22 protein-coding genes are annotated in these 25,109 nt (G+C 43.3%); 10 read left to right on the top strand and 12 right to left on the bottom strand.

Annotated features, from left to right (window positions below; translation table 11 throughout):
- Positions 1–136: 136 nt before the first annotated feature.
- Positions 137–766 (bottom strand): superoxide dismutase, encoded by a 630-nt coding sequence (locus B4240_RS09180; protein WP_296238564.1) that lies wholly within the window; start codon positions 764–766, stop codon positions 137–139.
- 451 nt (positions 767–1,217) lie between these two features.
- Here B4240_RS09180 and rdgB point away from each other — a divergent pair, with 451 nt between their 5' ends.
- The 6 genes from rdgB to B4240_RS09210 all read left to right on the top strand — a co-directional run bounded on the left by rdgB (position 1,218) and on the right by B4240_RS09210 (position 9,084).
- Positions 1,218–1,886 carry an RdgB/HAM1 family non-canonical purine NTP pyrophosphatase gene (gene rdgB / locus B4240_RS09185; protein ID WP_296238566.1) on the top strand — a complete coding sequence of 223 codons (669 nt, stop codon included), beginning with the start codon at positions 1,218–1,220 and terminating at the stop codon, positions 1,884–1,886.
- A gap of 425 nt (positions 1,887–2,311) precedes the next feature.
- A complete protein-coding gene (gene tig / locus B4240_RS09190; protein ID WP_296238568.1) occupies positions 2,312–3,649 on the top strand; it encodes a trigger factor in 1,338 nt (445 codons plus the stop codon).
- A gap of 526 nt (positions 3,650–4,175) precedes the next feature.
- Positions 4,176–4,853, top strand: a complete 678-nt coding sequence (clpP, locus tag B4240_RS09195) for an ATP-dependent Clp endopeptidase proteolytic subunit ClpP (protein ID WP_414707118.1) — start codon at positions 4,176–4,178, stop codon at positions 4,851–4,853.
- Positions 4,854–5,028: 175 nt separating this feature from the next.
- Positions 5,029–6,300 (top strand): ATP-dependent protease ATP-binding subunit ClpX, encoded by a 1,272-nt coding sequence (clpX, locus tag B4240_RS09200; RefSeq protein WP_296238570.1) that lies wholly within the window; start codon positions 5,029–5,031, stop codon positions 6,298–6,300.
- A gap of 276 nt (positions 6,301–6,576) precedes the next feature.
- Positions 6,577–7,626, top strand: coding sequence for an SDR family NAD(P)-dependent oxidoreductase (locus tag B4240_RS09205; protein ID WP_296238572.1), 1,050 nt, complete (start codon positions 6,577–6,579; stop codon positions 7,624–7,626).
- 471 nt (positions 7,627–8,097) lie between these two features.
- Positions 8,098–9,084 (top strand): c-type cytochrome, encoded by a 987-nt coding sequence (locus tag B4240_RS09210; protein WP_296238574.1) that lies wholly within the window; start codon positions 8,098–8,100, stop codon positions 9,082–9,084.
- Positions 9,085–9,194: 110 nt separating this feature from the next.
- On the opposite strand, the gene B4240_RS09215 is transcribed toward B4240_RS09210, so the two are convergent.
- The 3 genes from B4240_RS09215 to argS form a co-directional block, all read right to left on the bottom strand.
- The gene (locus B4240_RS09215) at positions 9,195–10,292 is read right to left on the bottom strand and encodes a PTS transporter subunit IIC (protein ID WP_296238576.1); all 1,098 of its coding nucleotides are present in this window, start codon (positions 10,290–10,292) and stop codon (positions 9,195–9,197) included.
- 102 nt (positions 10,293–10,394) lie between these two features.
- Positions 10,395–11,222 (bottom strand): SPOR domain-containing protein, encoded by an 828-nt coding sequence (locus B4240_RS09220; protein ID WP_296238578.1) that lies wholly within the window; start codon positions 11,220–11,222, stop codon positions 10,395–10,397.
- A 120-nt stretch (positions 11,223–11,342) separates the two neighbouring features.
- The gene (gene argS / locus B4240_RS09225) at positions 11,343–13,172 is read right to left on the bottom strand and encodes an arginine--tRNA ligase (protein ID WP_296238579.1); all 1,830 of its coding nucleotides are present in this window, start codon (positions 13,170–13,172) and stop codon (positions 11,343–11,345) included.
- 384 nt (positions 13,173–13,556) lie between these two features.
- Between argS and B4240_RS09230 the strand changes: the two genes are divergently transcribed.
- Positions 13,557–13,775 carry a DUF2788 domain-containing protein gene (locus B4240_RS09230; RefSeq protein ID WP_296238581.1) on the top strand — a complete coding sequence of 73 codons (219 nt, stop codon included), beginning with the start codon at positions 13,557–13,559 and terminating at the stop codon, positions 13,773–13,775.
- A 34-nt stretch (positions 13,776–13,809) separates the two neighbouring features.
- On the opposite strand, the gene cmoB is transcribed toward B4240_RS09230, so the two are convergent.
- A complete protein-coding gene (cmoB, locus tag B4240_RS09235; protein ID WP_296238583.1) occupies positions 13,810–14,856 on the bottom strand; it encodes a tRNA 5-methoxyuridine(34)/uridine 5-oxyacetic acid(34) synthase CmoB in 1,047 nt (348 codons plus the stop codon).
- Between the two features lie 83 nt (positions 14,857–14,939).
- Positions 14,940–15,731, bottom strand: a complete 792-nt coding sequence (gene cmoA, locus B4240_RS09240; RefSeq protein ID WP_296238586.1) for a carboxy-S-adenosyl-L-methionine synthase CmoA — start codon at positions 15,729–15,731, stop codon at positions 14,940–14,942.
- Between the two features lie 337 nt (positions 15,732–16,068).
- On the opposite strand from cmoA, the gene msrA reads away from it, so the two are divergent.
- Entirely contained in the window at positions 16,069–16,590 is a 522-nt protein-coding gene (msrA, locus tag B4240_RS09245) for a peptide-methionine (S)-S-oxide reductase MsrA (RefSeq protein ID WP_296238589.1), read from the top strand.
- A 121-nt stretch (positions 16,591–16,711) separates the two neighbouring features.
- Positions 16,712–17,380: a thiopurine S-methyltransferase gene (gene tmpT, locus B4240_RS09250; protein WP_296238591.1), complete on the top strand. Its 669-nt coding sequence runs from the start codon at positions 16,712–16,714 to the stop codon at positions 17,378–17,380.
- Between the two features lie 12 nt (positions 17,381–17,392).
- Here tmpT and B4240_RS09255 read toward each other — a convergent pair whose 3' ends face one another.
- Positions 17,393–17,998 (bottom strand): retron system putative HNH endonuclease, encoded by a 606-nt coding sequence (locus B4240_RS09255; protein WP_296238593.1) that lies wholly within the window; start codon positions 17,996–17,998, stop codon positions 17,393–17,395.
- Positions 17,985–19,475, bottom strand: coding sequence for an AAA family ATPase (locus B4240_RS09260; protein ID WP_296238594.1), 1,491 nt, complete (start codon positions 19,473–19,475; stop codon positions 17,985–17,987). Before B4240_RS09260 ends, B4240_RS09255 begins: the two co-directional genes overlap by 14 nt.
- Before the next feature lie 290 nt (positions 19,476–19,765).
- Between B4240_RS09260 and B4240_RS09265 the strand changes: the two genes are divergently transcribed.
- A complete protein-coding gene (locus tag B4240_RS09265; protein WP_296238596.1) occupies positions 19,766–21,244 on the top strand; it encodes a lytic murein transglycosylase in 1,479 nt (492 codons plus the stop codon).
- 148 nt (positions 21,245–21,392) lie between these two features.
- On the opposite strand, the gene B4240_RS09270 is transcribed toward B4240_RS09265, so the two are convergent.
- From B4240_RS09270 to B4240_RS09285, 4 genes are all read right to left on the bottom strand, one after another.
- Positions 21,393–21,692, bottom strand: coding sequence for a hypothetical protein (locus B4240_RS09270; RefSeq protein WP_296238598.1), 300 nt, complete (start codon positions 21,690–21,692; stop codon positions 21,393–21,395).
- Positions 21,693–21,882: 190 nt separating this feature from the next.
- Positions 21,883–22,938, bottom strand: a complete 1,056-nt coding sequence (locus B4240_RS09275; protein ID WP_296238599.1) for a DUF4062 domain-containing protein — start codon at positions 22,936–22,938, stop codon at positions 21,883–21,885.
- Positions 22,939–23,205: 267 nt separating this feature from the next.
- Positions 23,206–24,219: a glutamate racemase gene (gene murI, locus B4240_RS09280; protein WP_296238602.1), complete on the bottom strand. Its 1,014-nt coding sequence runs from the start codon at positions 24,217–24,219 to the stop codon at positions 23,206–23,208.
- Positions 24,220–24,267: 48 nt separating this feature from the next.
- A complete protein-coding gene (locus tag B4240_RS09285; protein ID WP_414707119.1) occupies positions 24,268–24,999 on the bottom strand; it encodes a DUF1285 domain-containing protein in 732 nt (243 codons plus the stop codon).
- Between the last annotated feature and the right edge of the window lie 110 nt (positions 25,000–25,109).

The following is a 25,109-nucleotide window of genomic DNA, read 5'->3' on the forward strand; positions in this document are numbered from 1 at the left end:
TTTTGGGTTTGGTATTAATTAATAAATTAAATGAAAAAGTTTACCAAAGTCCGACTAAGTTTTTATAGGAGCAAAAACAAAAAAAGGACGCCTCTCAGCGTCCTTTTTTACTAACCAAATACTTAGTGATTAAAGATTACTCTTCAACACCAGCGTCTTGACCTTTATATTTCGCGTTTGCGTAGTCCCAGTTCACTAGCTTATCTAGGAACGTATCAACATAGTCAGGACGACGGTTACGATAATCGATGTAGTAAGCATGTTCCCATACGTCACAGGTCAAGACCGCGACTTTATCGTGGGTCATTGGGTTATCAGCATCACCTGTTTTCATCACTGATAGTTTACCACCGACTTTATCAGCAACGAGCCAAGCCCAACCAGAACCAAACTGTGACGTTGCTGCGTTTTTGAACTCTTCGCGGAATTTATCATAGCTACCAAAATCTTCTTCGATTTTCGCTTTCAAATCACCAGTAGGTTCGCCGCCACCATTATCAGGCGTCATGCAGTTCCAATAGAACGTATGGTTCCATACTTGCGCTGCTTGGTTAAACATGGTTTGTTTGCTGTCATCTTCCGCAGTCGCTTTGATGATTTCAGGTAGTGTCTTGTCTTCTAGACCAGAACCAGGTAGCAATTCATTTAGCTTGTTTACGTAAGCAGCGTGGTGCTTATCATGATGATACTCTAGCGTCTCAGCACTGATATGCGGCTCAAGCGCATCTTTTGCATAAGGTAGGTCTGGTAAATTAATATTTGACATAGTTATTTTATCCTTGCTGGTTTAGCCATTAGTATTAGGTATAGCTTAAAATGAACGCTATAAATTATGAGACTAAATTGGCTTAGTTTATTGTTAGGGAGAGGTATTAAGCAACATGCTGCTGCACATTGTGGTAAACCTAAAAAACTCTAAATTTAAAAGCTATCTTAAGCGAGCATAACTTAATAGATATTGTACTTTTAACACTAAAACTTTAAAACACCAAATAATCGACTCAAAAGCCATTATTAGGATTTAAAAGTATTATTAACTTTAAGTTCACAAGCCATAAGATATAATTCACTGTAGCTTATTAGCTATTATAGCAAGAGTGGCGACAAATATCAGTTACCAAATGTTATGAATCGCCAATACGTTATGCTAATTGGTAATTTAGCCAGTGAGCACTTAGAATATACAAGTATAGGTTACTTAAGTAAGGATGCATAATATGACTCACAGCAGCGCCGCGGACACTACCCGAGAAGAAAATTTAAATCCAGTCACCCCCTCTAATCAATGGGTGCTCGCCAGTAATAATAAAGGCAAACTTGCTGAATTTAAGCGCTTGTTTGCGGCAGCAGATTTGGATGTGACGATTATCCCGCAAGGTCAGCTTGATATCGAAGACGCGATTGAGGACGGGCTAAGCTTCGTTGAGAACGCCATTATCAAAGCGCGTCATGCTAGCCGCGCAAGCGGACTGCCGGCGATTGCTGATGATTCAGGACTTTGCGTGCCAGTATTGGGCAACGCTCCCGGTATTTACTCGGCACGCTATGCCGGCGAGCACGGCAACGATGCCAAAAACAATGCCAAACTTATCGCTGAGTTGCAGCCTATCCGCGATACACAGCCAAGTACGCCTATCAAAGGCATGTTTGTTTGCGTATTAGCAATGGTGCGCCATGCCGATGATCCGCTACCGATTATCGCCCAAGGTTTATGGCAAGGCGAGATTTTAGCGGCGCCCTATGGCGATGGCGGCTTCGGTTATGACCCACTGTTTTGGTTGCCAGAGTTACAAGCAACAGCGGCAAGCTTAAGCGCTGCCGATAAAAACAGCGTCAGTCATCGCGGCCAAGCGATTCGGCAATTATTAACACAATTGCCTTTGTAAGCTTTTTCGGGGATAAATAAGCCGCTAAAAGCAAAGTAGGACCTATAAAGCCTACAAGCCGCGCTTAAACAGATAATTTTTACTTTGATAAACAGATAGATTATACTGTTCTACTTTTAAAATTTTGTTGAAAGCCCTTATTTGTCTGTATAATTGCGCAAAAAGCGTTATTATGCGAGCGATTTACGGTTAATATTGATGGCTGATAGCGTCTAAAAAGATTAAGCGTTGCGCATGTTTGTGTCAGTAGCGATTGCTAAGATTATGAACAGTGACTTCGTAAGCTATCACTGTCCCCTATTTATTCCAACGACAATCGCTAGCACACGCCCGTATCTTGCGGCACGGTTGTCTATTATTATCTACATTTAACCCTAAGTACTGTTCATTCAAAAGTACTATTTAATCCTAAAGGTGTAACGAACATGGCTACAGATTTACAAGTCACAACCAACAAGCTGTCTAACAAAGAAACTCAGCTAACGGTTAAAGTACCCGTTGAAAAAATTCAAAACAAAGTTGAAGGCCGTATCAGCCAAGTGGCGAAAACTGCCAAGATTGACGGTTTCCGTAAAGGCAAAGTACCAATGTCGCATATCCGTTCACAGTACGGTGCCGGCATTCAGCAAGAAGTGATCAACGATGTGATCCGTGATACCGTGTTTGAAGCGATCAAATCTGAAGACATCCGTGCCGTTGGTATGCCAAATATCGACGACGTTAAACTAGAAGACGACTTCTTGGTTTATCAAGCCACTGTTGAAATCTTCCCAGAAATCGACGTCCAAGGCATTGATGAAATCGAAGTTGAGCGTCAAACTGCGACCGTGAGCGACGAAGACGTTGACACCATGATCGAAAACCTACAAAAACAGCGCGCTGAGTTCGTTGAGAAAAAAGGCAAAGCAGCCAAAGACAACCAAGTGACCTTTGATTTTGAAGGTTCAATCGATGGCGAAAAATTCGAAGGCGGCTCTGCTGAAGACTTCAAATTGGTTATCGGTAGCAACCAGATGATTCCAGGCTTTGAAGATGGCATCAAAGGCATGAAAGCTGGCGAAGAAAAAGTTATCGACGTGACTTTCCCAGAAGATTATCAAGCTGAAAACTTGGCTGGTAAAGAAGCACAATTTAAAATCAATGTAAAATTGGTTGAAAAATCAAAACTTCCAGAAATCGACGAAGAATTCCTTGAATTATTTGGCGTAAAAGAAGGCGGCGTTGAGAAATTAAAAGAAGACGTGCGTAAAAACATGGAGCGCGAAATCAAAAATGCAGCGCGTAGCCAAGTAAAACAAGCGACGTTTGATGCGCTACTTGAAAAAAATGAGTTTGACGTTCCAAACGCCATGCTAGAGCAAGAAATCGATCGTCAGCGCAACATGATGATGCAGCGTTTTTCTCAGCAGTTCGGTGCGAGCGCGGATAGCTTTGATAAAGACATGTTGCCAAACGAGCTATTTGAAGAGCAAGCGCTACGTGCTGCCCGCCTTGGCATCATCGTTGCTCGTATTATCGACACCAAAGGCTTAGAAGTTGATCAAGAGCGCGTTGAAAGCTTTATCAAAGAAGCCGCTGAAAACTACGAAGACCCAGCGGAAGTCATCGAGTACTACACCAATGATAAGCAGCAGCGCGCAAACATTGAGTCAGTCGTGCTAGAAGACCAAGTGGTTGATTATCTAATCAGCCAAGGTAAAGTCACTGACAAAGAAGTTAGCTACCAAGACCTACTAGCCGCTCAGCAGCAGCAGGCGATGTAATCTAGGTAGTCTAGATAATCTAGCGCTTTACCAGTCAAAACTGACTGGTTTCATACCTCAATTAGCAAAAATGCCCTAACACATTTGTTAGGGCATTTTTATAGCCCATTTAAAAACTGCTAAACTGCGAAACTGCTAACTTAGCAGCGATTTTTATAAACAGATTATTCATGCCGCCCTTGATAAGTGCGTACTGACGCCTTATTAATAGGAAGTCACTCACGTTATGAGTAGAACGTCATTTGTCACATTAAACAGTTACTATTGTTTTGATAAAAAAGTTACCATTAGCTCACTTATTTTTAGCAGTTAAGCACTTTTGTTAAGCATGCTTAAATAGCCACAATTCGCTATTAACAGTACCTCTAACGCAGAATTGGTTTAATAAATTTACGCCCTAATAGGTTTTATTTTCTAGTAGGTTTTATTACCAAGCGATAATGTTTACAATGATAATCATCAATAACAATGTAGCCAACAGCTAGTTTCTATTTTTTATTTATGGACTTATAAACAGGACCTCTTTATGACAGATTATGATCGCATCACTACCAACCCGCATTTTGATATGTTGATGAGTGCGCATGACAACGTACAAAGCACGACTCAAGCCGCATTAGTGCCGATGGTCGTTGAGCAATCCGCGCGCGGTGAACGCTCGTTTGATATTTTCTCACGCCTACTACGTGAGCGCGTTATCTTTTTGACCGGTCAAGTTGAAGACCACATGGCCAATCTTATCGTCGCCCAGTTGTTATTTTTAGAAGCAGAAAACCCTGATAAAGACATTCATTTATATATCAATTCACCAGGCGGCTCAGTCAGTGCGGGCTTGGCGATTTTTGATACCATGAACTTTATCAAACCTGAAGTTTCGACCATTTGTATGGGCGGCGCGTATAGCATGGGCTCATTCTTGCTAGCAGCGGGTGAAAAAGGCAAACGTTATGCCCTAGCCAACTCGCGCGTGATGATTCATCAGCCTTCAGGCGGCGCGCAAGGTCAAGCGACCGATATCGAAATTAACGCGCGTGAGATTCTAAAAACCCGCGCTCGTTTAAACGAGATTTTGGCTGAGCGTACGGGTCAACCAGTTGAGAAAATTGAAAAAGACGTTGAGCGTGATTTTTGGTTAGATGCGCGCGAGGCCAAAGAATACGGCTTGGTTGATGAAGTACTAGAGCGTCGCCCAGATTCCTTGTAATTGTAATTTTATCATTGCTGCTTTGTCATTGCTGTTATCATCACTGCAATGGCAAGCGTATAAGAGAATTTAAAACATCAGATGCTTAAGTGATATAGATGAGATGCTATGCGCTTTTGTGTCGATGTTAGTATTCAGGATATTTATAAGCATTAAATTTTAGGAGTGCCTGTATATGGCAGAAGATAACGCCCCGCATTGTTCGTTTTGCGGCAAAGAAAAAAGTGAAGTAAAGCAGCTGATTGCCGCTGACGACGCCAATATCTGTAATGAATGTATCGAGCTATGTACGGACCTTATCGCTGATAGTGCCGAAGATGGTGACGACAGCGATATTGATACCTCTTGGGTCAATAAAAAACTGCCCACGCCAAAAGAGCTACGCGCCAAACTCGACGAGTACGTCATCGGTCAAGACGCGGCAAAAAAAGCCTTGGCGGTTGCGGTTTATAACCATTATAAACGCCTAAAAGTTAGCCAAACCTTAGCCAGTGACAGTAAAAAAGCCAAAATCGGCGCTGATGATGCCATGGTTGAATTGGCAAAAAGTAATATCTTGCTGATTGGTCCAACGGGTTCTGGTAAGACGTTGCTGGCGCAAACCTTGGCGCGCTTGCTTGATGTGCCATTTGCGATGGCGGATGCGACAACTCTAACTGAAGCGGGTTATGTCGGTGAAGATGTCGAAAACATCGTACAAAAACTATTGCAAGCGTCAGATTATGACGTGAGCAAGGCTGAGCAAGGTATCATCTATATCGATGAAATTGATAAAATCAGCAAAAAAGGCGACAACCCATCTATCACTCGTGACGTGTCAGGTGAAGGCGTACAGCAGGCTTTGCTAAAATTGATTGAGGGTACCGTTGCTGCTATTCCGCCCCATGGTGGTCGCAAGCATCCGCAGCAAGAGCTGATTCAAGTCGATACCAGCAATATCTTGATTATCGTTGGTGGCGCGTTTGCTGGCCTTGATAAAGTCATTCAGCAGCGTACGGAAAAAGGCGGTATTGGTTTTAACGCCGATGTCAGCTCAAAAGATGATAGCCGCCGCAGCTCAGATTTGCTGCAGCAAGTTGAGCCAGAGGATTTGATCAAGTTTGGTTTGATTCCTGAGCTCATTGGTCGTCTGCCTGTACTTGCAGCGCTACAAGAGCTTGATGAAGAAGCACTGGTGCAGATTTTGACAGAGCCTAAGAATGCCTTAGTTAAACAGTATAAATATCTGTTTGAAATGGAAGGCGCTGAGATTAACTTTACCGAAAAAGCGCTTGATGCGATTGCCAAAAAAGCCATGGAGCGTAAAACCGGTGCGCGCGGCCTGCGCTCTATCGTAGAAAATGCTCTGCTAGAAACCATGTATGAATTGCCATCGATGAAAGATGCCAAAACTGTTTTGGTTGACGAGGAAGTGATTAACGAAGGCAAAACCCCTAAAACTGCGTAAGTGATGATTGGATAAAAGCACCTCATTATACTTAATGGGGTACTTATTTAAAAAGCGTCTGGCCTTAGGTTCAGGCGCTTTTTTGTGTTTGGAAGTTCTCAATGTAAGCCGGTTAAAAATGACAGCTGCGTTTATCAATGGATGATAGCCAAATATCTAAATCATGCTAAGGTAAAGCTCTATTTATTCTTTAATTTTAAAATGAATAACCAATAAATTTAAAGATAAAAGCTATCACCAAACTTTTTAAACTAATGATACAAAGGACTGTTTATCATGCTGAACACTATTTATGGCAATGTCTCTGAAAACGCCTCTGCAATAGCAACCTCGCTACGTCAACATCTGCCTTTTTCCTCTGAACAAGATCAAGACATTACTCCGTATTATGCCAACCATGTCGCCGCTATCACGGGCGCAGGCTCGGGTATGGGGCGCGAGCTCGCCATGCATTTAGCAAAAATGGGCTGTCACGTGGCGCTATCGGATATCAACCCTGAGCAGCTAGCCCAAACCAAAGAATTACTGGTCGGTTATGATGTTAAAGTCACGACAACGGTACTTGATGTCTCAGACCAAAAAGCCGTCGAGGCATGGGCAGATAGCGTCATGGCTGAGCATGGTAAGGTGAACTTTGTCTTTAATAACGCGGGCGTAGCGCTCTACTCAACGGTAGAAGGTAGCAGCATTGACGAGCTTGAATGGATCATGGATATCAATTTTTGGGGCGTCGTATATGGCACCAAAGCGTTTTTACCTTTGATTAAAAACAGCGTCAAAGAAAGCGAAATTAATGGCGGTGATAAGGATAATAATTCGCGCCAATTTAACGAACACGGTCATATCATTAATATCTCAAGCGTATTTGGCTTAACTGCCCAGCCATCACAATCAGCTTATAACGCTAGCAAATTTGCGGTACGCGGTTTTACCGAAAGTTTGCGCCAAGAGTTGGACATTCAGCGCTGCGGCGTTTCGGCAACCTGTGTGCATCCTGGCGGCATCAAAACCAACATTGCCAATAGCGCGCGCGGTAACGACAGCATCAGCGATCTTGGTATGCGTAGCGGTAGTAAAGCCATCAGCAGCTTTAATAAATTCTTAAAATTCGATGCCAGCGAAGCTGCTTGGATTATCTTGCAGGCGGCCGCAACCAACCAGCCGCGCTGCTTGATTGGTAACGATGCTAAATTTATCGATGCTGTACAGCGGGTGTTCCCGTCCCGTTATGGTCAGGTACTCAATGACATGAATAAACTTTCACGTAAATTAAAAGGCAAAAAACGCACAAAGAATGCTACCCGTAAAGCGGCCATCACTCACTAGTTTAACGGCAAACAAGCCGCAACAGCTTAAACGCTTACAAAGCTATCTTCCTTAAACTTCCTCAAAAAAGCGCATAAATATTTTTTATATGTATGCGCTTTTTTATTAAACCGTTTTTGGCCAAATTTTTGCGATATAGTCAAAATATCCTAAAAACGCTACGGTATTGCTTTCCACTCACTATAGTTTGTCACATCGGATTTATTTTCATTTTAAAACACTTTACGTATTCGTATTTGCTACAATCATGTTACTAGCAAGTTACAGCTTGATTACTTGCCAATTTTTGCTAGGCAAATACAGCGGATTAATAAATAAAGTAGCTCTATATGCCTGCTGCTATAGTTTGTTTTATCTAAAATTTTTGCATCTTATTCTTCTAAAACGAAGAATATAGCTCTGCCATTATGACGATTAAATTAGCATATAAATAAAATTTTACATATTATTATTTGAAATAAGGTTATTCCAATGAGAAACTTTCCACGCGCTAAACCCTCCTTCTTTTTAGTCGCTACTGTCTTTGCGATCAGCAGCATGAGTATGACCGGCTGTAGCAATGGCACTGAAACCAAGGCAGTTGATCGACTTGAAGAAGCGGAAGCATTAGCACGCGTAAAAGAACTTGAATCTCGCGCAGCAGCGTTAAAAAGCAATATGCCAGCGGCCAACGATATAAGTGCTAGCGCAAGCGGTGGTGACGCGGCAGGCGACAAACCTAGCATTAAAATGCCAGACGAATCTACCATCCCAGATGATGAGCGCGGCGCGGCTATTCGCCGAGGCTTACAAATTGTCAATCATACCTATGAAGAGCTGCCCAACAACGTTGGTAACCAGCTGAACTGCACCAGCTGCCATTTAGGTAACGGCTCAGAAGCATTTGCCGCGCCATGGAATGGCTTGCCCGGTATCTTTCCTATTTATCGTTCGCGCGGCGGCCGTATCAATTCTTTGCAAGAGCGTGTCAATGGCTGTTTTGAGCGCTCAATGAACGGTACGGCGCTTGATTTAGGCTCAGACGATATGAATGCCATTATCTCTTATATGACTTGGCTGTCACAAGATATGCCAATCGGCGTGTCTCCTGAAGGTCGCGGTTTTGTTAAAGTAGATAAAAATCTCGAGCCGAACCCTGAAACGGGCAAAAAGCTGTTTGCAGAAAAATGTAGCGTTTGTCACGGTGACAATGGTGAAGGTCAATATAATGATGATGGCACGTATCTCTATCCAGCGGTTGCTGGCGATAAATCCTTTAATGATGGCGCTGGCATGGCGCGTACCTATACTGCCGCCGCCTTTATCAAAGGTAAAATGCCGTTTGGGCAAGGCAATACGCTAAGCGACCAAGAAGCGGTCGACATTGCCAGCTACTTTACCCATTTGCCGCGCCCTGTAAAAGCCAATAAAGACAAAGATTGGCCAAACGGCGATGCGCCAAAAGACGTGCGTCGCTGATTCTAAAATTTTATAATATATAAAATGTCAAAAGCCCAGTTACGAATATAGCTGGGCTTTTTTATTATGATGTTTAGGACATCTATACTCTTTTATCTTTAGATTAAAACCTAAGGCAATTTCATATCGCCATCGACCAACCAACCAAGTCGGCGCATTACATAAGCGACAACGCCAGCGATGAGCGCCGGTAGCACAAACATCAATAAGATAATCGCTGTCCATAACTGAGTACTGCTCATGATGTCTTGTGATGCTTCAATGACACCAAATACCCCAACCAATCCTGCTGTACCCATACCTGCGCCGGTCGCCGTACAAGCCAGGCCAAAGCCGGCGGTTGCGATAGGACCAACGATGGCGCTGGCAATCACAGCAGGCAATAGTATGAGCGGTTTTTTAAGGACATTAGGAATTTGTAGCATGCTGGTGCCAAGCCCTTGAGATATGACGCCACTGACACCGTTATCTTTAAAACTGGCTACTGCAAAGCCAATCATATGCGCCGCGCAGCCAACGACCGCTGCCCCGCCCGCTAAGCCGCCAAGACCAATAGCGATACAGATAGCCGCGCTTGAGGTCGGCAGGGTCAATAAAATTCCAACGACCACCGCTATCACGATACCCATTAGTAACGGCTGCAACTCGGTGGCCGCTTGAATGCCTTGACCAATGGCGTTAACAGCAGCAACGACCGGAGGATTAAGCAGCGCACAAACCACCAGTGCCACCATACACACGACTAAAGGAATAAGCAAAATATCAAGTTTGGTCTTACCAGCGACCCAAGTCCCAGCACGATAAGCAAATACCGAGGTCAAATAAGCGCCAATCGGATTACCGGGCAGCGCAGCAAAGGTAGCTGGCCCTGCTTCTTGCGCGATAAATAAGTTACCTGCCATCAAAGCTTCTGAGTGCGCACCTAGCATCCCTGCGACCAAGCAGCTTAGCATGACTAACGTTGGTGCTTTAAGATAATAAGCGATACCAACCCCGATACCTGCGCCCATTAACACTGACGCCAATTTGCCGACTGCTATCAATGCTGGTAAGTCTAACCAGCCGCCAATTTGCGAGATGATAAGACCGGCGATAAGGGTCACAAACAGCCCTAACGCCATCCCTGTAAAAGCATCGATAAAATACTTTTGGAAAGATGCTTTAATCCTACCGACGGGCGCAGTTTCTGAAGGAGTCACAGTCATCATGATGCTCTTATGTTAAGTTTGCTCAAAGGGGCTAAAAAAATTATCAAAAAAAAGGGATAAAAAAAGCGTCCTCTGACGCTTTTTTTAATTGATATACTGCGTTTAACGGCGCTGCTCAACGATAATAGAATCAATGCCATTGTTTTGTAGGCGCTGCTGAGCAGTAGCAACCGCTTGACGGTTATTCATCGGCCGTGAAATCACCTGATAAATAGGTAGGCCATTACCGGTAGTATTTTTTACCACTCGAGCATCGACACCAGCCATCAGCACTTGGGCACGGCGACGATCTGCTTCATCGGCATCGCCAAAGCTGTTGATTTGCAAAATATAAGTCGCCGCAGGCTTCGCTGACTGAATGCTAGCACTATTGGCATTTGCCGTATTGGCTCTGTTGGCGGAGGCACCAGTATTACTGGTAGCTGGCGTGCCATCGTAGGTTGCCTCTTCTTCAACAATCACAATATCATCGTCATCACTGCTATTAGCGGCATTATTCGCATTGTTACTACGACTCGGCTCAATCGTGGTGCTCTCAGAGATACCAAAGTTACCCGCATCATTATTACTTGGCGTGGTGTTTTCTGACTGATTGATGACTACATCCGGCTCAAAATCAGTGATTTGACCGGATTGACTATTGCTGCCATCACCAAAGTCTTCATCAGGGATGGTGGCCATCTCTTGATTGGGCAAGATATCGTAGAACTCATAGTCGCCATTATCAGTATCCGTATCGACTCGCTGTTGTACTTGTCTATCAGGATCTGTAGCCTCACCGCCGGCAGGACTAAAGTTAAATAATGGTGAGAGGTATAAAAACACCCCAATCATGAGCGTTAATACCGCCCCAACAAACATCCATAATAAGCCTGACACACTACTGGTTTTGCGTTTTTCAGTGGCACCTTTTGGTTTTTTGGCTAACATGGATCTCATTCTCCCTACTGAATATATCTATCGTTTTCGAGTTGTCGTTATCGAACCATCACTGTCGATTACTATGGTCGAATTATCGTCAAATGATGGCTACAGCCGACTCTCTTTATACTACATGCTAGACGGCGCAGACAAGCCTAATAAGCTCAGCCCATTGGCCAATACTTGGCGAACGGCTTTAGACAAGCGTAAACGCGCTTGCATCAAATCCATCTCATCTTGGCTTGGCGTCTCGCCTGAAGTTAGGCTGACAGGCAAGATACGATTGCTATCATACCAACCATGAAATAACGCTGCCAGCTCTTTGAGATAGTTGGTTAAGATGTGCGGCTCATAACCTGTCGCTGAGCGTAGCAAGGTGGCAGGATAAGCCGCTAGTAATTTAATCAGCTCTTCTTCGCTTGGCGCGACTAACAACGCTTGCTTTTCGGCACCGATAATATCGTTTACTTGCATGCCGCTGTTCTCTAGCTTTTCTAGCACGCGGCAAACCCGTGCATGCGCATACTGGATATAGTAAACCAAGTTGTCTTTACTTTGCGATTTGGCAAGCTCTAAGTCAAAATCAACGTGTACTTCAGGCTTACGGGCAACATAGTAGAAACGCGCGGCGTCGTTACCGACTTCATGACGCAGCTCGCGTAAGGTGACAAATTTGCCCGAGCGCGATGACATTTGCACTTTTTCACTACCGCGCCACAAAGCGACAAACTGTACCAATACCACATCAAGGCGGTCGGCATCGATACCGAGCGCCGTTAATGCCGCTTTTACCCGTGGCACATAGCCATGGTGGTCAGCGCCCCAAACGTTAATGACTTTATCAAAACCGCGATCAAATTTGTTTTTATGATAAGCGATGTCAGAGGCAAAATAAGTGCTTTGACCATTGGCACGGCGCACGACGCGGTCTTTTTCATCGCCAAAATCCGTCGATTTAAACCAGATGTTGCCGTCTTTTTCGTACAAATAACCTTTTTCATCGAGGATTTGTAAAACAGGCTCAATCTCGCTATCAATAGATCTTTCGCTAAACCAGCACTCATAACGCACACCAAAGTCGTTTAAGTCGTCTTTGATATCCGCCAAAATGCTGCTCAACGCCGCGTTTAAAAACAGCTCGTAGCCATCACCAAGCAAGGTTTTGCTATTGGCAATTAGTCCGTCGATATGGACTTCTTTATCGCCTGAGAGCAGCACTTTTTCGCCCTCAGCATTTATCTCAAATTGCGCGTCTGCTGGCACGTCTTTGGCAATGTCGGCAAAACTGTGCGCGTAGCTATCGCCATGCTGGGTTTTTAGCGTTTGTGCGATATCGCTGACATAATCGCCTTGATAACCGTTGACAGGGAAGGTAACTGCCTCGCCGTTGGCCTCAAGATAACGCAAATACGTACTGGTCGCTAAGATATCCATTTGACGACCGGCATCATTGACATAATACTCACGCGTCACATCATAACCAATGGCTTCAAGTAAGTTTGCCACGCTCATACCAAAAGCGGCGCCGCGGCCATGACCGACGTGCAAACTAGAGGTTGGGTTGGCAGAAACGAATTCAACTTGGATTTTTTGCCCTTGAAACTGCTTGCTTAAGCCAAAGCGTTCTTGCAACTTAAAGATGTCGTCTAACACCGCAAATTTGGCTTCGGTATTTAAAAACACATTAATAAAGCCAGGGCCTGCGATTTCTACTTGGCGAATATTTTGATTTTCAGGCAAGGCATTGACGATTTTTTCAGCGAGCGCTCGCGGATTGGCTTTCGCAGCTTTGGCAGCCGTTAGGGCGATATTGCTCGCAAAGTCACCGTGGCTGGTATCTTTTGTACGCGTAATTTGGCTGTTGTTTTGCCAATCAGCCGGTAGTTCGCCGTTATTTTTTAGCATTTGAATGGCACTGTCAAACAGTGAGGCGAGCGTATCAATTTGGGCTTGTGACATAGGACTATAACTCAGATAAATGAACAAAAAATTGCTAGGACAGCAGATAAGACAAAAAAAATAAGTAACCTATAAATATAACAACCTTTACGCGGTATTGCACTATTTCAACCAAAAATAGCGCTAAAATTGCCGCTATTATACTGAATGCTCGCTACTTGTAATATGCTGGCGATTATAGGCGGCAAATAAGCCGGTATTTAGGCGGATTGTAGCGTTACTGTTGTCTGGCGTTAGGGAAACATTTATAGCGCGCTTATTCCGCGCTATAATAAAAACATTAATCGATTGCTCTATAGGTAAAGCATCATTTAATTTATAAAAAACATAAAAACGAATCGTAGAGAATGCGTCACTTTACCCTTTTATTTATAGGACAAAACCATGTTTGCTATTGCTGCTAGTACCGTCACCAGTTGGGGCATGTATATTTTATTGCCCATCTTTATTGCTTTTTTATTTTTTATTATTTGGGACTTATCAAAGCGCTCTGATGCGGGTCGCGCGGGTACCTTTTGGATGTTTTTAGCCCTAGGGGCAGGTTTTATAGGCTTTATCCTGAAAGTTCTTATAGAAATGGCATTCGAAAGATGGTTTATTTAACCAACCTTTCTTTGCCAGCAACAAACCGCCAGCGCTATTTTTTTGCAATTAAGGTCGCCCGTTTCGGCGCGGGATAGCCTTCGATGGTTTTGTTGACATCGTCAGGGTCCAAAAAATCAGCTAACGAATGATACGTCATCCAATCGGTTTTGCGCTGCTCAGCGGTCGAGGTGACAGCAACATCGACGCAGCGTACGTCACTAAATCCTGCTTTTTCTAGCCAGCCCGTGAGCGCCGCAACGGACGGCAAAAAATACACATTGTTCATCTGCGCGTAGCGGTCGTGCGGCACAAGGACGGTATTAGCATCGCCATCAATAACCAAGGTTTCAAGCACCAGCTCGCCGCCTTTGACCAGCTGCCCTTTTAACTGTTGCAAATGCTCAAATGGCGATTGACGATGGTAAAGCACACCCATGCTAAATACCGTATCAAACAACTGACTGTGCTCCGGCAAAGCTTCGAGTGGTACCGGAATATAATGGGTACGATAGCTATCAGCATCACCGACAAAGTGCCGAATCGCCATAAACTGATGATAGAACAGGCATGATGGGTCAATAATGATAACCGTATCTGCCCCTGCGCCTGCCATCCGCCAACCGTGGTAGCCCGAACCACCGCCGACATCCAATACCCTGCGACCTTTTAAATTGCCTAAATGCGATGCGATTCTTTGCCATTTCCAATCGCTATGCCACTCAGTATCGATAAAGATTGAACGGTCTTTATCACTACCAATTTGACCATCTATTTGAGCACCAATTTGAAAAGGCCCTTTACGCCATGGCATTAGCTGCTTTAGTAACGCTAAGGTTTGTTTGCGCTCAGAGTCGCTGAGGTTGGCGGCAATCGTCAACACATCGCTGTCTAAATCCACCTTATCAACCGCTACTGTTGGCAAACGTGCTACCGATGCCTGGTAAGCGGGTGCATGCGCATAGTTAGCTTTATCTTTGATTTCACCCAGCCATGTTGGCAAGCGCGTCAGCCATTCATAAGCGTTTGGCTGTGTTTGAGCGAGTTTTAACAAGGTTAAATACAGCTGGCGTTCAGCATTGATGATGGTGTCGTTAAGCATAAAAACAGATTGCCGTGTTGGTAAAAAGATAGAGTAAAATTTTATATTAAAAGTCTAGCCGTTATTACTATCGCGTTTAAATATTATTTAAAGGCCACAATAGAGACAAAGTTTAAAAACTGAAACCACGTTAAATGCCGCGCAAAACCGACAGCGCTCAAGCGCTCATGATGTTCGTCTAAGGTATCGGTAATCAAAACGTTTTCGAGCGCATTGCGTTTGCCGCTGATTTCCATCTCGGTATAACCATTAGCGCGTTTAAAGTCGTAATAACGCTCAACCAACCACGCATCATACTGCTCATCAAAAGCATGGGTTTTTTCGGTTAAGACCAAAATACCACCGTCGCTTAAAGCCGCATAAATTTTTTCTAACACTGCAACCCTATCAGCGGCTGGTAAAAACTGCAGCGTCAGGTTAAGAATAACCATATCGCATGGTTCAAGCTCGACATCACGTATATCAGCGGTAATCACTTCAATATTATGCGCTGGATAATTATCAGCCAACAGTGTTTTTGCTTGCGTGGTCATTGCCGGTGAGATATCAATCGCTTTAATCTGCAAATCTTGCGCCTCAAACTCGCCAGCCAATGCCATACTTGCCGCCCCAAGCGAGCAGCCCAAATCATAGACACGGCTGACACGCTGGCCGCTCCCATCTTGCTGGCGATACTTACAATGACGACGAGCAAATATTGGCAGCATGGCGAGCACCTGACCATAACCGGGCACACTACGGCGTATCATATCGGGAAAGCACGCCACCACTTGCTCATCAAAAGAAAAACGCGCCGCTTTATCAAGTGGTGTGGTAAATAAGGTGTCGTGTTTCACGGTGTCATTGGTCAAGTTAGCAGGCTTAGTTTGGCTCATGGGGCGGCTCGTCTTTTGATAGTGGAACTTTGATTTTGATAACGGAACTTTGTTTTTGTTAATGAAGCTTTAATTTTTAAAAGTAAAATTTTGATTAAATTGCGCATGGCTAAGGGTTTTTAGGACAGCCAAAGATAGCAAAAGCTCATTATAACATTACTGTTTGTTACTTATCGCGGCCAGTTGCCCTGCTAAGCTAAATAGGTAGTGCTAAGCGCGATGTTGCCTCTATCAATGCCGAACTGAAAGATGAAACAGCATTGAAAGATGAAATAATGCAACCAAATAAAGACCTTAGCTCATCTCTATAACAACAGCTATAATAATAGGAACAATTATGCAAACCATTATCTTAGGCGGTGGCTGTTTTTGGTGCACCGAATCGGTATTTTTATCGGTGAAAGGCGTGCAATCTGTCATATCTGGCTATATGGGCGGCGATGCCGTTTCTGCCAATTACGAAGCGGTCTGCGGCGGCGATACCGGACACGTTGAAGTTATCAAAGTCGAATTTGATGAATCTATAGTGCCATTAGAAGTCGTTCTTGATGTGTTTTTTGCCACGCATGATCCCACCACCATGGATCGCCAAGGCAATGATGTCGGCAGCCAATATCGCAGCGTGGTTTTTTATACCGATGAAGCGCAAAAACCAACCGTAGACCGCACCATTAACAAATTACGCGACATGGGCCTTAATGTGGTGACAGAAGTCCATCCAGCCATGGAATTTTACAAAGCTGAAGAGGCGCATCAAGATTTCTACAATAGAAATCCGGGTCAAGCCTATTGTAACTTTGCCATTCCGCCCAAGCTTGCCAAATTGCGCAAAGAATTCAGCCAATATATGGCGAACTAAATCGGTAACGTGAGTTTTATACGCTATCAAAGCCAAGGGTTAAGACGCTTGGCTTTTTTATTGCGTTTAGCGGTATGATAATACCAAACATTTAAAGCATAGATAGGTTGGGAATAAAGGTATGGATTCTAAATTTTGGCAACAGCGCTGGCAAGACGGCCGTATTGGCTTTCATAAGTCTGACGTCAATCCTCAGCTAATCGAGTATTTTTCTGAACTGGCAGTGCCCATCGGTAGCCAAGTCTTGGTACCTTTATGCGGTAAATCGGTTGATATGGTATGGCTTACGCACGCAGGCTACGACGTTGTTGGCGTTGAGCTGGTCGAAACCGCCATACAAGCATTCTTTGCTGAGCAAAATATCACCCCTACCATTACGGAATTTACGAGCGCTGCTGATAAATCCACGTTAAAGTGCTATCGAGGTCAGCTTGCTGGGCAAACCATTAGCTTATGGGCGGCGGATATTTTTGCTCTGAGCGCAACAGATATTGATGATATTAGTGCCGTTTATGACAGAGCGGCGTTGATTGCCTTGCCAGCCGAGATGCGTGCTGATTATAGTACGCAAATAGTTAAGCTTAGCAATAATGCCCCACAGCTATTAATTACCCTTAACTATAATCAAAGTAAAAAAGACGGCCCGCCTTTTTCGATTAGTCAGCAGCAGTTACAGCAGTATTATGATGCCGATTATAAACTCATTGAGCTTGAAAACCAGTCATCTACCCTTAATGCGGTATCTGAGCTAGCCGTCACTGAACATGTTTGGTTATTGAGTAATAAATAGAAAACGTTTTGATTATTTAGTTAGTTTCTTCACAATATATTCAAGCTCATATTTTTGATTCAAATCAGCGCAACTATTTAGAATTAATCTTAAATTTTGTGGGTCTTGAATACTAATTGGTGGGCTATTCGACTGGGTAGGATCAAACACGAAACTGATCATATCTATTAAGCTTTTCCGCCAGTTACGGATTTGACGATTATTTAATTTGAGTAGTGCTATAGATTCAATCCCTCGTTCGCTATCGGACTCTAGTTCTCCTGCAAGATTAATTTTTATCTCGTTTTCGCATTCATCCATAAGTGGCGTTAAAGGCAATTCTTGGCTGCCTTTAGCGTTGTCACACTGCTTGGCTGTCCTACAGCTTAATAATAAATTGTCATAGTCAAAACATCTATCTGGATAGTCATTACGGCTTTTTAAATGTTCGATAGTAGTTTTTTCTTTACCTAAGCTTTTGCAGCAATAACAGCAAACTCCATGTTGTTCGTCATATAACTGCTGTCGCAAGGGGGCTTTAATAACTTCTGGGATTTCGCCCCAATTCTTAGTTTTATACTTTTTAAAACCCTTTTCCGTCTCAAGAGGCATTGAGCCCAACTTATCAATCTTTTGCATGGCTAGACTCATTATTAATGCTACTTCCTAGCTTAGCTTGCGCCAATAACAAACGACACTTTAATAATTCTAGATGGTCTGAAGGTAACTTTTCTGCTAATTCTGCTAAATAGATTTCTGCTGTAGGATAATCCTGATTACTAATAGCGCGGCGAATCACGTTAAATTGTTCCTCTACCTTACTATCACGAATATCTACATCAAATATTTTGGTAAGCACGGTATTCGCATCTTCGCCATATACGTTAGGCATTTTTGTCAATTCACCGTCATCCAATGAGTATAATAAAATATCATTACGATCACTGATAACATGTGGCGAATGAGTAGTCAGAATAAATTGCACGTTTGGAAAAGTAGCGACCAGTTTATCGATTAAATCATGCTGCCATTTTGGATGAAGATGCAAATCCACCTCATCAATCATAACCACGCCCTCACCTTCAAGCGGATTATCAAGGCTTGGATTAAGTAACGCTAAACGATGGGCAATATCACCTACTAAAGCGAATAAGGATTTTTCACCTTGGGAGAGTTGATTGACATCCAACTCTTCACCATCTTTTTCTACTATCATAGTAGGTGTGCCTTGACGGCGAATATGTATATTTTTGAAACTAGTAAAAAATTCGATAGATTGACGTACAGAGGAAAGTAACTTATCGTCAACTTTATAATACTGAGAAAAAAAATTTATTCTAAATTCCTTAATGAAATCTGACATAAATGGATCTAACTCATCTTCACTTAGTTTTTTGTTCCTTTCACCTATAGGATACTCAAAATTACTTTTTAGTGATTTTATTAACGCTGACTCGTTTTGAGTTTCAACTGATTTAGCAGAATTAACTATTTTCTCGTTTTCGATATCTTCTCGCTCACGAAACCAAGAAAAAAAGCTTTCAAAATTAACTGATTTTTTTAGCGCATTATCATAAGCAGTAAACTGATTGTTGACAAAATCATCACTAACTTCAACTGGTGTACTTCTAATAATACGTTCTACAGGATAATAAGCGAATATAGGTAGGCTAGTTTCTTCATTCTTTTTGAATTTGTAGATATAGCTTCTAATTACTTTGGATAACCTATTGACCCTCAATCCATAAGTAGCAGGTCTAAACTTCTTCTCTGTAGTCGCATCAATTTTCCAATCTGCCTGTATACTTTCTTCAACCCATTTTTTGTTTCTCTCAATACAGCTTAAATCTTCAATAGAAGTTTTAACTGATGATAGATGTGTATTATTTTTTATATCGGATTGAGAGAGTTCTACTCCATCTGCATTTTCATCATTTAATTTTGCTATAAACCAACTTAAACTTGTAGCCAAAGCCTGCAAAATCTGCGATTTTCCCGCGCCATTATTGCCTACAATCACAGTGACATTTCCTGTCTTCTCTGCGGTTGGTGCAAAATCTATTTTTAAGTCTTCAAAGCGACCATAATTTTGTAGGTGTAAGCGTTTGACTTTCATTTCTTACCTTATTTTTATAGGTAGCAGATATTAGATGGTTATATCGATTTCTATGAGAGTTTCTGCTCATCAGTATAGCAACTTAAGACATAAGTAAGGAATGCCATTGTTTTCGGAAACAGCTTTAATTTACTCCAAACCCTCTCCTAACCTCACGCGCGCGTCAATTTATAGTAACGGAGTGCTTCGATACCTTTTCTTTAGGATTGAGATTGGTTACTCTAAGTCCATACAGCACTGCTCAGTCTTGCTCTCTTTAATGACTATTTCGATGTTTATAGGATATTTCCATGCGTTTATCTCTAACTTCTACGTTATCGCTACTCAGCATTGCTGTTGGCCTCAGCCTTGCCAGTACGGCGCAAGCTGCCAAACCGCCGGCGCCAGACTTATCTAATAGCCAGTTTCAACAGTGCTTAGATGGGTTAAAAAACTCTAGCAAATTTCGCGGCGTCGATAGCTCTACCTTTAATAATTATCGCCCCAGTCAGCCTGATCCTAGCGTGATTCAGTCGCTCAACTACCAGCCTGAATTTCAAAAGGACGTGTGGGATTATCTGGCGTCATTGGTAGATAAAGAGCGGGTCGAAGATGGTATCCGCGCCAAACACCAATGGGTCGATACCTTGCGCCGCATTGAATCGCGCTATGGCGTTAAGGCCGAGCATGTATTAGGCGTGTGGGGCGTGGAATCCAACTTTGGCCAGACATTGGGTAAAAAACCACTGTTTGAATCTTTAGCAACGCTGTCATGTTTTGATCGTCGTCAAAGCTATTTTCAAGGGGAATACGCCAACGCGCTAAAAATCGTCCAAAACGGTGATATTGCGCCCAGCGATATGACTGGTTCATGGGCAGGGGCATTCGGGCAAACGCAGTTTATGCCAAGCACCTTTTTAGAATTGGCCGTCGATTTTGATGGTGATGGTCGCCGTGACTTGGTTAATAGCGTGCCCGATGCGCTCGCCTCTACTGCCAATTTTTTAGACAAACGTGGCTACCGTACGGGCGAGCCATGGGGTTATGAAGTCAAACTGCCAAGTGGCTTTTGGGGCGCATCAAACCGTAAAGACAAAAAATCCATCAGCCATTGGCGCAATCAAGGGCTAACACTGGCAAATGGCAGTCCGTTACCTTCTACCTTGAGCAGCGCAGGTTTATTATTACCAGCCGGCACTGATGGCCCAGCCTTCTTGGTGGGTAAAAACTTCGATACGTTTTATTCGTATAACGCTTCAGAAAATTATGCCTTGGCGATTGCTCATTTATCAGACTTAATCGCGCGCGAAGACAGCAGCAAAACCGATTTTGTCACGGCGTGGCCGACAGATGATCCTGGTATTAGCCGCCAGCAAGCAAAAGATATTCAGCAAGCATTATTAAATGCCGGCTACGATATCGGCGAAGTAGATGGCATCATTGGCGATAATACGCGTACCGCTATTCAGCAATATCAATCGAGCCATGGTATCTTCCCAGCCGATGGGCGTGCCGGACAGAAGTTTTATCGCGCAATCGTTGGCAATACAGCCCCTACGAGCAATCAATATGGGCAACCAGCAAACAGTCGTCCTTTAAATCCTGCGCCTGCAGACCGTATGGGACAATTGATTCAACAACAAACCCGCGCTTCAAGCTCTAACACTTACTCGGCACAACCGTCTATGCAGCCATCTACACAAACAGCGCCAGCAAGTAATATCCGCTATCGCCGTGTCACCAGTCCAGATGGGACGGTAAAACTGGTGCGTGTCGATGAAGGTTTGTAATTGGATAATCTACAACCTCCATAATTAGCCGTTTAAGTTAGCTGTCTAATTAAAAAGCCACGCTTATCTGCGTGGCTTTTTTGTCAAATAAATTTAATATTGGGAAAAAAGTCGTTATTTAATAGTTCCTAACAATAAATACTTTTTATTAAACAACTGGTGGCGGATTTGGTTTGCCATTGTCGCCATCCCAATTTTCCCGTGCTTTTTCATCTAAATCAGCAGGCGTTTTTGGCTTCCATTTACCATTTTCTTTCCATGTGGCGTCGCCCCAGTCGGCATCTTCCTCTTTTCTATCCAAATCCTTATAGGCTTGGGTAGGATCAATACCGCGGCGCTTCATATCGGCGACTTGCTCCTCCAAAGTAAGAAACTGGTTTGCTTCATGCATGGCATTTTCTAAACTATTTAATTCGTTGGTCAAGTCATCATTTTTTGAGTTACTCATTATGTGCTCCCTAATTATGCAGTTTTATTATGTATTTATGCCTTTTATTATTACGGGTATTGCATACGTTCACAACCACTGAGACGTATGCTTTGTATTACAAAGGGTAAGTAGCACCTTTATAGATGGCAAGTTTTTAATTGAAGTTGATAGATGAGGGTTTTATAAATAAAGAAGATTGTGGTTTGAGCTAACCGAGGGGTGAAGACGACTGACGACTGATTTTGGGATGATTATCTGACAACAAACTTTTGGCATAAAAGGTGAGCTTCCAAAGCTCTTGGGCAGCGCGCGTCCCATACGTAGTTAGCTGGATCCAATTGGCTGTTACCAACTGGCGCTGCAACTGGTTTAAGTCATCTTGAGAAATCTGACAGCGAGAGACGGCGTGGACATTTGGCATGTCCTTTTTAATATCATGCTCAGCTTTGGTGGCAATTAAGCGATTAATGGCGCTTTGTAGGCCATAATTTGAAAAGGTGGCGGGTATTTTGACCAGGGCGATTAATATCTCTTGCCACGACAGCACCATAGGCCGAATGACATCGGTTAAATTTCCGCCTTCATAAGCTTGGGCTTTGTATTGAATCTCAAAGGTGTCTGTTAGCACGAGGGGTTTACTGACACTATCAGCAGCCAGTTGACTGAGCATAACAGACGACGCTTGGACGGGCTTAGTTACTTTATTGGTCGCAGCGTTAATGGTAGAGTCTTCAGAAACCTGTCGTTCAGTGGCGGTGGCAGTAGCTTTATTCGCTTTCAACAGCTCGTCACCCACTCTTACCCAGCCACCATCGCCTACCTGATGATTGGCAACCATCTTATAGTAAGCTTGAATAAGTAGCTGCTCAATATCGTTTTCGTTCTCATAATAATAAATTTTCTCGGCTTTTTTGGTGACCATGTGGGTAAATTCTAGCAGCTGACGGCTAATGTTGACCTCGTTATGGTGAGTTTTAATCAGTATTAGCAAAGGTTTAAGCTTGGCTTTGGCATTTAAGTAGCTCAAATGCATTTGACTGACGCCAGTATTTTGCGTCGATCCATAACTATCGCCAATAATCATCAAGGCATAATCACAAGCATCAATACACTGGCGGCCATATAGCGACGCTTTGGGTAATTTGCTAGAAACATCGTAGGTTAAAAATGCGCGAGCTTGGAAAAACATCGCCACACTGTCCAACACCAACAGTTGGTCGTTGTCAGCACATATGACGTGAATATGATAGCGACGGTTTGGCACAATCACCTCTAAGCTTGAGTAGCCATATAAATGAGAGTTCTAGAAATCGACAATAAAATGACAGACCATAATAACATCACAGACTATTTAATTTTGTTTGGCAAATGCTAGCCTAACATAATATTGCTGATATGCGTCCAGTTTATTACTAAAGACCCTACTATATTGCAGAATTATAACTGCGGTAGCCCTGTAAAGTAGTCCTGTTAAGTAGACCTGTTAATTAGGTAAGCAGGGAAGCAACTTATGCTGAGACTCAAAAAAAGGTCACGGATGAGAATAATACTGCAAACGGCTCCGCTTACCGAGCAAACTTTGTATTAAAATGTGTAACTTCTCATCATATTTGGTCGCATAAAAAATCAATGGCGGCGCAATATTCGTATTCATTGCCGCGCTTTTCTTCAAAGTCTCACCATTTAAAGTCTCGCTATTTAAAGGCGCGGCTGGCACGGCCAATAACTGGTTTGCTAACAATAATTGTTTGACGCGCTCAGCGATTGCTTGTCCCGAATCGACGATTTGAATTGATAACTGCTGCTGGGCAATCTCTTGCTGTAAAAATGCTTTAAAAAACGGATAATGCGTACACCCTAATACCAGCTGGTCTACCCCATCTTGGGCAAATATCTGTAATTGCGCACGTAAATCTTGCGCCGTTTTGCTGTCTTTAGGCATACCCGACTCGACCCACGGCACCAAGTTTGGATCAAAGTATTTGGTTACCTTGGTAGCATTAGGGCTGGCAACGCTAGTAATCACGTCGTTGAGTAATGTGCCGTTTAAAGTCGCTTTTGTTGCCAATACCGCCACATGACGACTTTTACTGGCCAGTACCGCAGGCTTCAAAGCCGGCACCAAACCGACAATCGGCAACTGCGGATAACAGCGTCTTGCGGTCTCTAGCGCATACGCCGAGGCGCTATTGCAAGCGATAACGATCAGCTTGCAGCCTTGTTGGTACAGCCACTCTACGGCGGCGAGCGTTAGCGCTTTAATATCTTCACTATCGCGATTGCCATACGGCACATGCAAAGTATCGGCATAATAAACATAACGCTCATGCGGTAACTGCTGAGCCAAATGTAGATAAACCGACAAGCCGCCAACGCCCGAATCAAATAAGCCGATTGGCGCGCTGCGATCCTTTTTTAGCGCGTTATTTATCACGCTGTTATTTGACCTAAGCTTTTTTAAATTATCATCAATAAATGTCGTTGTATGCGTCTCAAACCCATTAAAGGTTGTATTATCAGGCGCTGCTTTTACGGCAATCTTCATTGTTATCTTACCGCCGTTTTTATATAAATGTTAAATGCTAAATATAGTCTATGGTGAATCAGATGGCATCGATAACGTATAAGACTTACCGCCACTTTGTAGCGTTAGTATCGTTTCGCCATTTTGCTCTGTCAACTCACCAATGTCGGTTAAGTGATAAAAGGCATTACGCCCGATGAGTGCCTCCAAGCCGTTGCGCACCATCATATAAGGACGGATTTGCGTATCACTTTCTATACTTTCATTTTCTATACTTTTACTTTCTTCTTTGCTCTGTTTATGATCAGAGTTTTTAACGGCGTAAGCACGCAAATAAATAGGATGCTCATCATCTAAGCGGACCACATCGCCCGTAGTGGTAGTAAATTCCAGCCAGCGCTTATTATCTTCTTGAACGATACCGACATCGTTAATCAATAACGGCGCATCTTCTACTTGGATACGCAGCTTTTGCACGGGTGTCTTTAAAAAATACGCAACCGAGCCATTATTTTCCTCTTTCCACAAAATAGTGGCAAACAAACTGACCAATGACTCTCGGGTCATATGCACGCCTTCGTGCCACCACTCGCCGTTGGCTTTGATGGTCAAGTCCATGTCTGTCACTTGCTCAGGATGCCAACTCTCTAGAGGCGGTATGGCACGCCCTTCACGCATGCTTGCGGTGGACTTAAAATACTGGCTTAAAGCATCCATATCATTTAGCGTGGATGCCTTATCATCTAAGGCTTTCACGCTGTTCTCATCATTAAAATTGGCACGCTTATTATTATCATCCATCATCAAATCCTTTATTTAGTAATCAAAGTTTGGCAAATCTATTATTACTATAAATTTTTGTTTCGGGTATGATGAAAGCCTATCGTCATTGTACCCCTACTGTTTGATTC

Source organism: Psychrobacter sp. UBA5136 (assembly GCF_002414005.1).
GTDB lineage: Bacteria > Pseudomonadota > Gammaproteobacteria > Pseudomonadales > Moraxellaceae > Psychrobacter.

What these genes read in the sequence shown, in the direction of transcription:
- B4240_RS09255 (WP_296238593.1), bottom strand. Translation starts at nt 17,998, where the DNA reads ATGCAAAAGATTGATAAGTTGGGCTCAATGCCTCTTGAGACGGAAAAG.
- cmoB (WP_296238583.1), bottom strand. Translation starts at nt 14,856, where the DNA reads ATGCTTAACGACACCATCATCAATGCTGAACGCCAGCTGTATTTAACC.
- rdgB (WP_296238566.1), top strand. Translation starts at nt 1,218, where the DNA reads ATGACTCACAGCAGCGCCGCGGACACTACCCGAGAAGAAAATTTAAAT.
- B4240_RS09210 (WP_296238574.1), top strand. Translation starts at nt 8,098, where the DNA reads ATGAGAAACTTTCCACGCGCTAAACCCTCCTTCTTTTTAGTCGCTACT.
- murI (WP_296238602.1), bottom strand. Translation starts at nt 24,219, where the DNA reads ATGAAGATTGCCGTAAAAGCAGCGCCTGATAATACAACCTTTAATGGG.
- B4240_RS09205 (WP_296238572.1), top strand. Translation starts at nt 6,577, where the DNA reads ATGCTGAACACTATTTATGGCAATGTCTCTGAAAACGCCTCTGCAATA.
- B4240_RS09260 (WP_296238594.1), bottom strand. Translation starts at nt 19,475, where the DNA reads ATGAAAGTCAAACGCTTACACCTACAAAATTATGGTCGCTTTGAAGAC.
- B4240_RS09265 (WP_296238596.1), top strand. Translation starts at nt 19,766, where the DNA reads ATGCGTTTATCTCTAACTTCTACGTTATCGCTACTCAGCATTGCTGTT.
- tig (WP_296238568.1), top strand. Translation starts at nt 2,312, where the DNA reads ATGGCTACAGATTTACAAGTCACAACCAACAAGCTGTCTAACAAAGAA.
- B4240_RS09270 (WP_296238598.1), bottom strand. Translation starts at nt 21,692, where the DNA reads ATGAGTAACTCAAAAAATGATGACTTGACCAACGAATTAAATAGTTTA.
- clpP (WP_414707118.1), top strand. Translation starts at nt 4,176, where the DNA reads ATGACAGATTATGATCGCATCACTACCAACCCGCATTTTGATATGTTG.
- argS (WP_296238579.1), bottom strand. Translation starts at nt 13,172, where the DNA reads ATGTCACAAGCCCAAATTGATACGCTCGCCTCACTGTTTGACAGTGCC.
- B4240_RS09220 (WP_296238578.1), bottom strand. Translation starts at nt 11,222, where the DNA reads ATGTTAGCCAAAAAACCAAAAGGTGCCACTGAAAAACGCAAAACCAGT.
- B4240_RS09230 (WP_296238581.1), top strand. Translation starts at nt 13,557, where the DNA reads ATGTTTGCTATTGCTGCTAGTACCGTCACCAGTTGGGGCATGTATATT.
- B4240_RS09180 (WP_296238564.1), bottom strand. Translation starts at nt 766, where the DNA reads ATGTCAAATATTAATTTACCAGACCTACCTTATGCAAAAGATGCGCTT.
- B4240_RS09215 (WP_296238576.1), bottom strand. Translation starts at nt 10,292, where the DNA reads ATGATGACTGTGACTCCTTCAGAAACTGCGCCCGTCGGTAGGATTAAA.
- tmpT (WP_296238591.1), top strand. Translation starts at nt 16,712, where the DNA reads ATGGATTCTAAATTTTGGCAACAGCGCTGGCAAGACGGCCGTATTGGC.
- clpX (WP_296238570.1), top strand. Translation starts at nt 5,029, where the DNA reads ATGGCAGAAGATAACGCCCCGCATTGTTCGTTTTGCGGCAAAGAAAAA.
- B4240_RS09285 (WP_414707119.1), bottom strand. Translation starts at nt 24,999, where the DNA reads ATGGATGATAATAATAAGCGTGCCAATTTTAATGATGAGAACAGCGTG.
- cmoA (WP_296238586.1), bottom strand. Translation starts at nt 15,731, where the DNA reads ATGAGCCAAACTAAGCCTGCTAACTTGACCAATGACACCGTGAAACAC.
- msrA (WP_296238589.1), top strand. Translation starts at nt 16,069, where the DNA reads ATGCAAACCATTATCTTAGGCGGTGGCTGTTTTTGGTGCACCGAATCG.